This window comes from Aestuariimicrobium sp. T2.26MG-19.2B (assembly GCF_950101875.1).
GTDB classification, from domain to species: domain Bacteria; phylum Actinomycetota; class Actinomycetes; order Propionibacteriales; family Propionibacteriaceae; genus Aestuariimicrobium; species Aestuariimicrobium kwangyangense.
On record NZ_CATNLW010000001.1, the window covers coordinates 290617 to 302332 of the forward strand.

The following is an 11716-nucleotide window of genomic DNA, read 5'->3' on the forward strand; positions in this document are numbered from 1 at the left end:
GGCCGACCTGAGGGTCGGCCCCTCGTCCGTTTTCGGGGGGTGCACGGTGTCGTCGCCGGTGGACGGCGGACCTGCCGCTGCGCGGCGCAGTAGGCTCAGCTCGGCCCTCGTGCGGGGGCAAACGGAGAGGAAGTCACCCTGTGAACTGGTTGCATGCGATTCTGCTCGGCATCGTCGAGGGGATCACCGAGTTCCTGCCCGTCTCGAGCACCGGCCACCTCAACGTGGTCGAGAAGCTGCTCGGGTACCAGATCGACTCGGTGGGCATGACGGCCTTCACCGCCATCATCCAGGTGGGCGCCATCATCGCTGCGGTGGCCTACTTCTGGAGGGACATCGTGGCCATCGCGGCCGCCTGGGGCAAGGGCCTCGCCAACGCCGAGGCCCGTCGCGACCCGAACTACCGCCTCGGCTGGGGAGTCATCCTCGGATCGATCCCCGTGGCCGTGGTGGGCCTGCTCTTCCAGGGGGCGATCGAGACCACGATGCGCAACCTCTGGGTGATCATCGCTGCGCTGGCCCTGTGGTCGGTCGTGATGTGGGTGGCCGACCGGTACGCCGCCAGGCGTGAGCCCCAGTCGTTGCGCGGCATGTCGGACGTCACCATCGTCGACGCCATCGTGATCGGCCTCTTCCAGGCACTCTCGCCCGTCTTTCCCGGTATCTCCCGCTCCGGCGCCACCATCTCTGCCGGGCTCTTCCGTGGGTTCGACCGGGTGACCGCCACCCGACTCTCGTTCTTCCTCGGCATCCCTGCCCTGGTCGCCGCCGGTGGCCTGCAGGCCACCGAGAACTACCACCAGGTCGCCACCACCGTGGGCTGGGGGAACACCGTGATCGCGACCGTGATCAGCTTCGTCGTCGCCTACGCCTCGATCGCCTGGCTGCTGCGGTACGTCTCGAAGAACTCCTTCACCGCCTTCATCATCTACCGCGTGGTGCTCGCCGCCGTGCTCGCGGTGTTGGTCATCGCCAAGGTGGTCACCGCCTGATGCTTGAGTTCCAGAGGCACGGATTCGGGGACCACCACGACCGCTTCCCCGGCCTGGTCGAGTACCGCCAGGGATGGGACTTCCAGCGTGAGGTGCACGCCTTGGTGGCGGCCGGCGAAGTGCCTGACCAGTGCCTGTACGTGCAGCACGAGCCCGTCTACACCGCGGGACGACGCACCCTCCCCGAGGAGCGCCCCTTCGACGGCACCCCGGTCGTCGACGTCGACCGCGGGGGCAAGATCACCTGGCACGGGCCCGGACAGCTGGTCGGTTACCCCATCGTGAAGTTGACCGAGGGCATCGGCGTCGTCGACTACGTGCGCCGGGTCGAGGAAGCCGTGATCCGATGGCTGGCTGGCCTCGATGTCGTCTCGGGACGCATCCCCGAACGCACGGGCGTCTGGCTGGCCGCCGGCGACGGCAAGCCCGAACGCAAGATCTGCGCCATCGGCATCCGGGTCAGCAAGCGGACGACCCTGCACGGGTTCGCGCTCAACCTCAGCAACGAACTGCAGGACTTCGGCAACATCATTCCCTGCGGGATCAGTGACGCCGGGGTGGGCAGGCTGGCCGACGAGATCACCGGCCCGGTGCCGAGTCTGGACGAGACAGCCGACGGCCTGGAACCCCTGCTGGCCGAGTTGTTGGCCTTTGAGCCGTACCGCATGAGCCCCGACCTTGAGCGGACACCCGGGGTTGGCATCTTCGGCTGACGCGTTCCTTGGGATGCTCACCTGTCCCACCCCACTGGTGTCGGGGAGGGATCACCGGCGGCGTACCCCCAGTCGCAGCAGGTCGGGCACCAACTCGTCCAGGTTCTCCCACCCGTAGCGCAGGACGGTCCAGCCCGCGAGGGTGAGTGCGTTCTGTCGGCGGTGGTCGTTGATCATCTGCTGGGGCGTGCGGTGCCATTCGAACCCGTCGAACTCGACCGCATGGTGTTCGTGGATGAAGCCGGCGTCGAGGAAGTAGGCGGTGCCCCCGATCACCACTCGCAGGTTGGTCCGCCAGCCAAGAATCCGGGCGCGCCTCAGTTCACGGTGACCCTCGCGCTCCAACTCCGACCACGGCTCGTCCCGGGAGTCATGCACCAGCCACTGCTTCAGCTGCGCACCGCGTGCACCCCGGTAGACCTCCAGCGCGTCCACCAGGTCTGCGTGGGTGACGACCCTTCGCCGCAGTGCCTCGTCGATGGCGGTGCCTCCCATGGTCTCGGTGAGGTCCAGCGCGGTGACCGCCGGCACGGGCACCGTGATGCCGCCGACCCCAGCGGTCCAGTCAGTGGCGAGGGATCGCTGACGCCGCGTCAGCCACGGCACGCCGGGATTGGCCCCCACGGCCGTGATACCGGTGGGCACCAGTTGGGGCCACCAGGTCAGGGCTGCGGCCGCCTCGTGCGTCAGCAGCAGGTCGGGATACCGGGTCATCAGCGCCGCGACCCGATGGCGCCAGGTCTCGTCAGCGCCGCCGGGGCGGTAGACGCCTGGGATCACCCGCACCAGGTGCTGGGCCCGAGCTGCCCTGATGATGCGACTTCGTTCCCGGGGGTGATCGGCGAGTGAGACCATCCCCCACCGGTTCAGCAATGTCTCCATGCCCGCACTGTGCGAATCCGAACCCTCATCGGTTCCCCGCGGCGCTCGGGCTGGGGATTGCACCTGTGACCCTCCGGAAGCTGTGGAGAACCCGGCGGTCTGGTCGGTCGAGGGAGCCCGGTGCTCCGATCTGGCTTGCCGATGGCCCCCGACCCCCTCTGACAGCCACAGGACCAGCACCAGAAGCCGGATCGGATCACGGCCCCGCCACCCCTCGTCGACGCCAGCCGAGCGCCCACTCGCCGGACCCCTCGCCCGCCACGCGAGCAGGGTTCCGCCGTGAGCCGAGCCCCCCGACCCGGGTACGTCCCCAGCGCCCGCACGAGTAGACTCCCTCAGGTGACTGTTGCACCCGAAGGACGTCGTCTGCTCCGGGTCGAGGTGAAGAACGCCCAGACCCCCATTGAGCGCAAGCCACCGTGGATCAAAACCACGGCGAGGATGGGTCCGGAGTACCGGGACCTGCAGAAGTTGGTGCGTGAGGAAGACCTGCACACCGTCTGTCAGGAGGCCGGGTGTCCCAACATCTTCGAGTGCTGGGAGGACCGCGAGGCCACCTTTCTCATCGGTGGTGACTCGTGCACGCGACGCTGCGACTTCTGCCAGATCGAGTCGAAGAAGCCCTCGGGCTATGACACCGGCGAACCCCTGCGCGTGGCCGAGTCGGTGCGCACCATGGGGCTGCGCTACGCGACGGTGACGGGTGTCTGCCGCGACGACCTCGAGGACGAGGGCATCTGGCTCTACTCCGAGACCATCCGCAAGATCCACGAGCTCAACCCCGGCGTGGGTGTCGAGATGCTGGCCCCGGACTTCTCGGGCCGCCGCGAACTGCTCGAGCAGCTGTTCGAGACCCGTCCCGAGGTGTTCGCGCACAACGTCGAGACCGTGCCGCGCATCTTCAAGCGCATTCGTCCGGGCTTCCGCTACGAGCGCTCGCTCGACGTGCTGACCATGAGCCGCGAGGCAGGTCTGGTCACCAAGTCGAACCTGATCCTCGGCATGGGCGAGACCCGTGACGAGATCAGCCAGGCGCTCCGCGACCTGTACGAGGCTGGGACCGAGTTGATCACGATCACCCAGTACCTGCGCCCCAACGCCCACCTGCACCCCATCGACCGTTGGGTCACCCCCGAGGAGTTCAAGGAACTCGAGCAGGAGGCCCTGCAGATCGGGTACTCCGGTGTGCTCTCGGGACCCCTCGTCCGTTCGTCGTACCGGGCGGGCAAGTTGTACCGTCAGGCGATGCAAACCCGCGCCGACGCGCTCACCACCCAGAAGGTCTGACCATGGCATCCGAAGCCGCCAAGGAACTGGCACGCAAGCAGAAGGAACAGGCGCGGGCCGAGAAGGAGCGCCGCAAGCACTCCGACAACCCGCGCGACTGGGGCACCGTCCGCCAGTTGACCGAGACGTACAAGCGCACCCAGGAGTACGACAAGGCCCTGCCCTGGATGCTGCTCGGTGCCTTCCTGGTCGCCCTGGTGGTCTTCCTCGTCGTCGGCCTGATCGTGCAGCCGTGGTGGATGTGGCTGCTGCTGGGGATCTCGTTCGGGCTGGTGGCCGCGATGCTCGTGCTGCTGTGGCGGGTGCGCAAGGCCACCTACGCCCGCTTCGACGGCCAGGCCGGGTCGGGCGAGGTCGCACTGTCGATGCTCGACAAGAAGAAGTGGACGACCACGCCCGCCATCACCGGCACCCGCCAGCTCGACGTCATTCACCGGGCCCTCGGGCCGTCGGGTCTGTTCCTGATCGCCGAGGGTGATCCGAACCGGCTGAAGTCGCTGCTCTCGACCGAGGTGCGGCGCCACGAGCAGGCCACCAACGGGGTCAAGGTCATCACGATCCAGATGGGCAGCAAGCCCGGGCAGGTTCCGCTCAACAAGCTGGCGGACCACCTCAAGAAGCAGCCCAAGACCTTGGACGCCGCCCGCCTGGCCGACCTGCAGTCACGACTGCGGGCACTCGACACCATGCGCAACAAGTTGCCGATCCCCAAGGGACCGTTGCCGACCCGCGGCTCACGTTCCTCCCTGCGCGGTCGCTGAGGTGGCGGCGGGTCCCAACCTGGTCAACGCCGAGAAGGTCACCAAGACCTACGGCACGCGCACCCTGCTGGACGAGGTGTCGCTCGGCATCGGTGCCGGTGACGTCATCGGTGTCGTCGGACGCAACGGGGACGGCAAGTCCACCCTGCTCGGACTCCTGACCGGCACGGTCGAACCGGACTCCGGACGGATCACCCAGACCGGGAATGTCTCCATCGGTGTGCTCACCCAGGCAGAGGTCGAGGTGCCACCGACCACACTGGGACACCTGCCTACCGTGCGGGACCTGATCGTCCACGGCGAGCCCGACCACGTCTGGGCGGCCGACAGTTACCGCCGCACCGTCGTCACCGAACTGCTCGACGGCATCGGGCTGGACCAGCCCTTGGCGACGCTGTCGGGTGGCGAGCGTCGACGTGCGGCCCTCGTCGCCATGCTGCTGGGCGACCACGACCTGCTGGTGCTGGACGAGCCCACCAACCACCTCGACGTCGAGGCCGTCGCCTGGTTGGCGCAGCACCTGCGCACCCTGCAGCAACGAGGCACCGCCATGCTGGTCGTCAGCCACGACCGCTGGTTCCTCGACTCGGTCTGCACTCGCATCTGGGAGGTGCACGACGCCAGCGTCGACGCCTACGAGGGCGGCTACGCGGCGTACGTGCTCGCGAGGGTCGAACGCGACCGGCAGGCGCAGGCCACCGAACAGCGCCGCAAGAACCTGGCCACGAAGGAACTGGCGTGGTTGCGCCGCGGCCCGCCCGCTCGCACCAGCAAGCCTCGGTTCCGCATCGACGCGGCCAACTCCCTGATCCAGGACGTCCCGGCTCCGCGCGACCGCATGCAGTTGCAGGAGTTCGCGGTGGCGCGACTGGGCAAGGACGTGGTCGACGCCGTCCGGGCCAGCGTGGTGCTGCCCGACGGTCGGGTCCTGCTCGACCAGCTCGACTGGTCGATCGGACCCGGTGACCGGATCGGCCTGGTCGGCGTCAACGGTGCCGGCAAGTCGACCCTGTTGCGCCTGCTCGCCGGCGAGCAGCAGCCCACGGGCGGACGCGTCAAACACGGCAAGACGCTGCGGCTGGGTCATCTCAGCCAGCTCGTCGGTGAGCTGGACGACGGCGAGCGGGTGCTCGACTCGGTCAACCGGCTCAAGCAGGAGACCACCGATGCCACCGGCAAGCAGCTGACCGCCTCGACCCTGCTGGAGGACTTCGGCTTCACCGGTCAGAAGCTGGTCACTCGCATCGGGGAGCTGTCCGGCGGCGAGCGGCGCCGGCTGCAGTTCCTGCGCCTGCTGCTGGCCGAGCCCAACGTGCTCTTCCTCGACGAACCGACCAACGACCTCGACATCGACACGCTCAACGTCATCGAGGACCACCTCGACTCGTGGCCCGGAACCCTGGTCGTGGTCAGTCACGACCGCTACTTCCTCGAACGCGTCTGCGATGTCACCTACGCGCTGCTGGGTGACGGGTCGTGCGTCCTGCTGCCGGGGGGTGTCGACGAGTACCTCGAACGTCGTCGCGCCGGCACCGCGGGGACGGCCACTCGTCCCGCGGCCGACGCGGCCCCGAACGAGTCGACCCGCCCTGGACTGTCGGGAGCAGAGTTGCGAGCCGCCCAGAAGGAGTTGGTCGCCATGGAGCGCCGGATGGGGCGACTCCACCAGCTGATCGACAGCGCCAGGACCGCCCGCGCCGACCATGACCCGACCGACTACGTGGGCCTGGGCGTGGCCATGCAGAAGATCACCGCCCACGAGGCGGAACTGAGCTCCCTCGAGGAGCGCTGGATGGAGCTGGGCGAGGAACTCGAGAGCGCTGCATCCTGACGGGCGGAACCTGCGGACCCAGACCTCACAATTGACGGAGCTGTGGCGTCTACTGGGGTGAGGAGGTGATCGCCGTGCTGCGACACACACGGATCGACTCGCCGATCGGTGAGCTCACGATCGCGGACGACGGTGACGAGGCCACGAGTGTCGCGGCCGTGGCCGCCGAGCCGGGTGACCGGCGACAGGCACAACGGGTCCGGCACGCGGCCGGACGCAACCCGATCGGCATCCCGATCCCGTGCCACCGCGTGATCGGTGCGGATGGCTCGCTCACCGGCTTCGCGGGGGGAGTCGACCGCAAGGTCTTCCTGCTCGAGCTCGAGGAACCGGCCGACGTCGCGGCAGCACGCTCTTCTGAGGGCCCATGAGACAGCCCTTCGACCACGCGGTCCGTGAACACGGCCCCACCGTGCTGCGGGTCTGTCGCGCCGTGCTCGGCCCCGGCGGTGACGCCGAGGACGCCTGGTCAGCAACCTTCCTGGCCGCCCTCGAGGTGTGGCCGACCCTCGACGACGGCACCAACCTGCAGGCATGGCTCGTGCGGGTGGCTCAGCGCAAGGCGATCGACATCACCCGTGCCCGGGCGCGGCGACCAGTCCCCACGGAGGCCCTGCCCGAACAGACCTCGTCCTGGGGCAATCCGGGAGAGCACGACCACCTGCTCTGGCAGGCCGTCGCAGCTCTTCCGGAACGACAACGGCTGGCCGTGGCCTACCACCACCTCGGTGGTCTGCCACACGCGGAGACAGCGGCGCTGATCGGTGGCAGCCCTGAGTCCGTGCGCCGTGCTGCTGCCGACGGCATCCGACGACTGCGCCAGACGCAGCTACCCCAGACAGGCACCTCATGACCCTCGACAGCACCCTCTTCCCGGTCGACCACGAACTCGACGGGCTGCTCGCCCGCCTGGCCGACGAGGCCGATCGACGCCAGATGATCGAGGTGGCCTACCGCACCGTGGACTCCCCCCTGGGTCCGCTGCTGCTGGCGGCCACCGCCCGGGGGCTCGTCCGGGTCGCCTTCGTGACCGAGGACTTCGACGCGGTGCTCACCGTCCTGGCGGACCGGCTCGGTCCACGGGTGCTCGCCGCCCCCGCCCGGCTCGACCGGGCCGCGTCCGAACTCGATGAGTACTTCTGCGGCACCCGACACGAGTTCGACCTGGAGCTCGACCACTCGCTGTCGTCGGGGTTCAGACAGACGGTGCAGCGCTACCTTCCCAGCATCGGCCACGGGCGCACCGAGACCTACAAGCAGGTGGCCGAGCACGTCGGCAACCCGGCAGCGGTGCGCGCCGTCGGAACCGCCTGCGCCACGAACCCGATTCCCGTGGTGGTGCCCTGCCACCGAGTGCTGCGCACCGACGGTTCGCTGGGCGGTTACCGCGGTGGCCTCGAGGCCAAGCGATGGCTGCTCGACCTGGAGCGCCGATGAGCGAGAGCCTGCTGGGCCCCGTCCTGCCTGACGGGGCCCATCATGTGCCGGGCTGGCTGACGCTCGACCAGCAACGCTGGCTGGCGGGGCAGTACGACCGCTGGACGGCGGGCCCGGTGCCGCCGAGGGCGGCCACCGTCCGGGGCCACGAGATGAGCGTGCGCACGGTCTGTCTGGGGTGGCACTGGAGGCCCTATGCGTACACCCGCGAGGCCGTAGACGTGAACGGCAACAGGGTGCTCGACTTCCCCGACTGGCTGGTGCGGCTCGGCCAGAAGGCACTGGTCGATGCCACGGGTGACCCCCGCGCCGGCGACGGCTACCAGCCCGACACCGCCCTGGTGAACTTCTATGACGACGACGCCCGCATGGGCATGCACCAGGACAAGGACGAACGCTCCCCCGCTCCCGTGGTCTCGCTGTCGATCGGTGACAGTTGCACCTTCAGGATCGGCACGGCGGTGAACCGCAACCGTCCCCATCACGACGTGCTGCTGGCCTCCGGTGACCTGTTCGTCTTCGGCGGACCCTCCCGACTGGCCTTCCACGGCGTCACGAAGGTGCACCCCGGCACGGCGCCGACAGGGTGCGGGCTCGAGCGGGGACGGATCAACATCACGTTGCGCATGACCGGGCTGGACGGCTGACCATGCCAGCTGCCCTGCTGGCGGGTCGGGTGCCCGCGAACGGTCCCTTCGACCGGCATGCCGCACTGGGGACGCTGGCCGCGCACAGTGTCGCCGGCGTCGACCGGGTCGACCTCGCCGACGGCAGCTTCACCCGACTCCACCGGCTCGGGGGTCGGTGGCGACCGCTCCGCGTGACCCTGGACGACGGCGGCGCCACCTGGGTGCTGGGCGCTGACCAGAGCGGAGCCGACGGGTCGGGCGACGCCGCGGACGCCCCGAGCGAGCCGGATGAGGCCAGATGGGCGCAGGAGATCACCGCACGGGTCGCGGACTGGTTCGACCTGGCCGCCGACCTCGGCACCATCGACGGTGCGCTGGCAGCCCATCCGGTCTTCGCTGAGCAGGTACGAGACCGGCCCGGGATTCGGGTGACGCGCTTCGCCGATCCGTGGCAGGCGACCTGCATGACCGTGGTCGGGCAGCAGGTGTCGCTGGCAGCGGCGCGACTGTTCACCAGCCGCCTCGTGCAGCGGTACTCGCCCGAGGTCCGAGGCGGTGACCTTCGCCCGTTCCCTGACCCGGCGGTGATCGCCGACGCTCCGGTCGAGCAGGTCCGCGAGACCGCCGGCCTCACCGGTGCCCGGGCTCGGACGGTCCGCGCCGTGGCCGAACTGTTCGTGGCCGCCGCCGGGTCGGTGCCGTCCCCGGATCAGCTGGGTGCAGTCACAGGGGTCGGGCCCTGGACCTTGGACTACCTCGCCATCCGGGTGGGTCACGAGGTCAATGCCTTCCCGGCCAGCGACGCCGTGTTGCGCCGCCTGCTGATGGCCGAGGGTTTCACCGACGAACGGGGCCGGTTCGACGCAGCCAGTGCCTCGGCGCAGTGGCATCCCTGGCGAAGTTATGCCGCCTGCCGGCTGTGGGCCTCGGACCAACCACAGCCCGAGGTGCCCGCCCCGAGGGGTCGTCCGAACCCCGCCGGGACGTCGCTCAGCGAGCCCGGATCGTCCCGCTGAGCTTGGCGAGCAGGTCTGCGAACTGGTCGACCTCCTCGACCCCCCACTCCTCGAGGGCTTCCTGCAGGAGCAGGTGGAAAGGGCTGCGGGCCTCGACCAACTTCTGCTTGGCCTCGTCGGTGGGGGCGATCATGCGCACCCGCGCGTCCCCCGGGTCGAAGGCACGGCGCACCAGCCCTCGTCCCTCGAGCTCGGTGATAGCTCGACTGATCTGGCCCTTGTCGGCCTGCAGCGCATCGGCCAGGGCGGAGACCGAGACGGGAGCCATCCGGTCGATCGTGGTGAGCACCTTGAAGGTGGCCGGCTGCAGTCCGGGCGCCACCCGCTGGGCGACCACGCCGTAGTACGTGCGGATCTGGCGGGTGAGGTCTTCCATGGCGCCCTCGAGTCGGGCGACCGCGCGTTCGCGGCCGCCCGTCGACGCGGTCTGGGTGTTCACACCTTCAGCCTGTCAGAGTCGTCGTCCTCGACCAGCACCGGGGTGTGGCTCGCCTCGTGGTCGAGCACCTCCATGCCCTGGGGAACCGAGACCACGGCGAGGTCCCGCTCGCCGGCGTCACGGCGCTCGGCGGCCGTCATCCGTGTCAGCGGGGCGTTGGGCAGCAACAACACGGCGACCAGACTGACCGCGGCCACCGGCACGGCGATCCAGAAGGAGTGCGTGATCCCGCCGGAGTAGATGTCCTCGAGGACCACCCGCAGGGCGGGAGGCATCTCAGAGACCCGGGGCACGGCCCCACTGGCCAGTTGCTGCGCCCAGTAGCCGCCCTGCTCACCCAGACTCTTCAGGGCAACCCCGATGTCGGACTGACGCGATTGCGCCAACGATGCGGTCCGCGTTGCCATGGCGGCTCCCATCACCGAGACACCGATGGTGCCGCCGAGGCTGCGGAAGAAGGTGACCCCCGAACTGGCGACGCCGATCAACGAGGCCCCGGTGGTGTTCTGCACCACGAGCACCAGGTTCTGCATCGTCATGCCCACGCCTGCACCCATCAGGAACATGTAGATCGAGACGAGCCAGAAGTTGGTGTCGTAGTGGATCGTCGTCAGCAGGTAGAGGCCGGCGATGAGGGACACAGAACCGGCGACCACGTACGGCTTCCAGATGCCGTAGCGGCTGATCAACTGGCCGACCACCATCGAGCTGAGCAGCAGCCCGGCGACCATCGGGATGGTCAGGACGCCCGCCATGGTGGGGCTGGCTCCGCGGGCCAACTGCATGTACTGGCTGAGGAAGACCGACGAACCGAACATGGCGATGCCGGTGGCGATCGAGGCCAGCACCGACAGCGAGAAGGTGCGGCTGCGGAACAGGCTGAGCGGGATGAGGGGCTCGGACGAGCGCAGTTCGACGACCACGAAGGCGATCGCGGCGATCAACGCACCGCCCACCATCCAGGCGGTCGTGAACGACCACCAGCCGTAGTCGTGTCCTGCGTTGGTGACCCAGATGAGAAGCAGGGAGACGCTGGTCCCCAACAGCACGATGCCGGCGTGGTCGATGCTCACCTTGCGTTGCTGATTGGGACGAAGGTGCAGGGTGAGCTGCACCATGATCAGGGCCAGCACGGCCACGGGCAGGGCGACGAAGAAGTTCCAGCGCCAGCCCAGGCTGTCGGTGATGACTCCGCCGAGCAGCGGTCCGCCGACGGTGGAGACGGCCATCACCGCGCCGAACAGGCCCATGTAGCGCCCGCGGTCGCGGGGGCTGATGATGTCGGCCATGATCACCTGGCTGAGCGCGGCAAGACCGCCGGCTCCCAGGCCCTGCACCGCGCGGGAAGCGATCATCATCCCCGGGTTCTGCGCGAATCCGGCGGTGGCGCTGGCGAGCACGAAGACGATGATGGCGATCTGGAACAGCACCTTGCGGTTGAACAGGTCGGCCAGCTTGCCCCAGACCGGGGTGCTGATGGCGCTGGTGAGCAGCATGGCGGTGATCACCCAGGTGTAGTCCCGCTCAGTCCCGGCCAGGTCGTGCACGATCACGGGCAGGGAACTCGACACCACGGTCGAGGCGAGCATCGAGACGAACATGCCGAGCAACAGGCCGGTCAGCGCCTCGAGCACACCTCGGTGGCTCATGGGCGCCGAGATGTCACTGTCCGGGGTGGGGGCACCGCTGGTGGCGGCCGCCGGGGATGTCTGGGACACAGGCTTCTTCT

Annotated in this window: 13 protein-coding genes; 10 read left to right on the forward strand and 3 right to left on the reverse strand. The window is 69.0% G+C overall.

Annotated features, from left to right (window positions below; translation table 11 throughout):
• The first annotated feature begins 140 nt into the window (after window positions 1–140).
• Together QQZ11_RS01355 and lipB are read left to right on the forward strand one after the other, a co-directional pair.
• A complete protein-coding gene (locus tag QQZ11_RS01355) occupies window positions 141–992 on the forward strand; it encodes an undecaprenyl-diphosphate phosphatase (RefSeq protein ID WP_022909664.1) in 852 nt (283 codons plus the stop codon).
• The gene (gene lipB / locus QQZ11_RS01360; protein ID WP_284548257.1) at window positions 992–1705 is read left to right on the forward strand and encodes a lipoyl(octanoyl) transferase LipB; all 714 of its coding nucleotides are present in this window, start codon (window positions 992–994) and stop codon (window positions 1703–1705) included. The genes QQZ11_RS01355 and lipB overlap by 1 nt, the downstream gene beginning before the upstream one ends.
• A 51-nt stretch (window positions 1706–1756) precedes the next feature.
• Here the strand turns inward: lipB and QQZ11_RS01365 are convergent, their stop codons facing one another.
• Complete coding sequence (locus QQZ11_RS01365; protein ID WP_284548259.1) at window positions 1757–2587, reverse strand: DUF559 domain-containing protein; 831 nt, start codon at window positions 2585–2587, stop codon at window positions 1757–1759.
• A gap of 339 nt (window positions 2588–2926) precedes the next feature.
• Between QQZ11_RS01365 and lipA the strand changes: the two genes are divergently transcribed.
• From lipA to QQZ11_RS01405, 8 genes are all read left to right on the forward strand, one after another.
• A complete protein-coding gene (gene lipA, locus QQZ11_RS01370) occupies window positions 2927–3874 on the forward strand; it encodes a lipoyl synthase (RefSeq protein WP_022909662.1) in 948 nt (315 codons plus the stop codon).
• A 2-nt stretch (window positions 3875–3876) separates the two neighbouring features.
• Window positions 3877–4635, forward strand: a complete 759-nt coding sequence (locus QQZ11_RS01375) for a DUF4191 domain-containing protein (protein WP_022909661.1) — start codon at window positions 3877–3879, stop codon at window positions 4633–4635.
• A 1-nt stretch (window position 4636) separates the two neighbouring features.
• Window positions 4637–6466 carry an ABC-F family ATP-binding cassette domain-containing protein gene (locus tag QQZ11_RS01380; protein WP_284548260.1) on the forward strand — a complete coding sequence of 610 codons (1830 nt, stop codon included), beginning with the start codon at window positions 4637–4639 and terminating at the stop codon, window positions 6464–6466.
• Window positions 6467–6540: 74 nt separating this feature from the next.
• Window positions 6541–6837: an MGMT family protein gene (locus tag QQZ11_RS01385; RefSeq protein WP_284548262.1), complete on the forward strand. Its 297-nt coding sequence runs from the start codon at window positions 6541–6543 to the stop codon at window positions 6835–6837.
• Window positions 6834–7319 (forward strand): RNA polymerase sigma factor, encoded by a 486-nt coding sequence (locus QQZ11_RS01390; protein ID WP_022909658.1) that lies wholly within the window; start codon window positions 6834–6836, stop codon window positions 7317–7319. The genes QQZ11_RS01385 and QQZ11_RS01390 overlap by 4 nt, the downstream gene beginning before the upstream one ends.
• On the forward strand, window positions 7316–7903 hold the full coding sequence (locus QQZ11_RS01395; protein ID WP_284548263.1) for a methylated-DNA--[protein]-cysteine S-methyltransferase: 588 nt from the start codon (window positions 7316–7318) through the stop codon (window positions 7901–7903). Before QQZ11_RS01390 ends, QQZ11_RS01395 begins: the two co-directional genes overlap by 4 nt.
• On the forward strand, window positions 7900–8550 hold the full coding sequence (locus QQZ11_RS01400; RefSeq protein WP_284548264.1) for an alpha-ketoglutarate-dependent dioxygenase AlkB: 651 nt from the start codon (window positions 7900–7902) through the stop codon (window positions 8548–8550). Before QQZ11_RS01395 ends, QQZ11_RS01400 begins: the two co-directional genes overlap by 4 nt.
• Before the next feature lie 2 nt (window positions 8551–8552).
• Complete coding sequence (locus QQZ11_RS01405; RefSeq protein ID WP_284548266.1) at window positions 8553–9548, forward strand: DNA-3-methyladenine glycosylase 2; 996 nt, start codon at window positions 8553–8555, stop codon at window positions 9546–9548.
• Here the strand turns inward: QQZ11_RS01405 and QQZ11_RS01410 are convergent.
• Window positions 9523–9987 carry a MarR family winged helix-turn-helix transcriptional regulator gene (locus QQZ11_RS01410; RefSeq protein ID WP_284548268.1) on the reverse strand — a complete coding sequence of 155 codons (465 nt, stop codon included), beginning with the start codon at window positions 9985–9987 and terminating at the stop codon, window positions 9523–9525. The genes QQZ11_RS01405 and QQZ11_RS01410 overlap by 26 nt on opposite strands.
• Complete coding sequence (locus QQZ11_RS01415; RefSeq protein ID WP_284548269.1) at window positions 9984–11705, reverse strand: MDR family MFS transporter; 1722 nt, start codon at window positions 11703–11705, stop codon at window positions 9984–9986. Before QQZ11_RS01415 ends, QQZ11_RS01410 begins: the two co-directional genes overlap by 4 nt.
• Window positions 11706–11716: the final 11 nt, after the last annotated feature.

Excerpts from the sequence above, each read along its gene's own strand:
- lipB (WP_284548257.1), top strand. The coding sequence starts at position 992 with ATGCTTGAGTTCCAGAGGCACGGATTCGGGGACCACCACGACCGCTTC.
- QQZ11_RS01365 (WP_284548259.1), bottom strand. The coding sequence starts at position 2,587 with ATGGAGACATTGCTGAACCGGTGGGGGATGGTCTCACTCGCCGATCAC.
- QQZ11_RS01375 (WP_022909661.1), top strand. The coding sequence starts at position 3,877 with ATGGCATCCGAAGCCGCCAAGGAACTGGCACGCAAGCAGAAGGAACAG.
- QQZ11_RS01390 (WP_022909658.1), top strand. The coding sequence starts at position 6,834 with ATGAGACAGCCCTTCGACCACGCGGTCCGTGAACACGGCCCCACCGTG.
- QQZ11_RS01395 (WP_284548263.1), top strand. The coding sequence starts at position 7,316 with ATGACCCTCGACAGCACCCTCTTCCCGGTCGACCACGAACTCGACGGG.
- QQZ11_RS01400 (WP_284548264.1), top strand. The coding sequence starts at position 7,900 with ATGAGCGAGAGCCTGCTGGGCCCCGTCCTGCCTGACGGGGCCCATCAT.
- QQZ11_RS01405 (WP_284548266.1), top strand. The coding sequence starts at position 8,553 with ATGCCAGCTGCCCTGCTGGCGGGTCGGGTGCCCGCGAACGGTCCCTTC.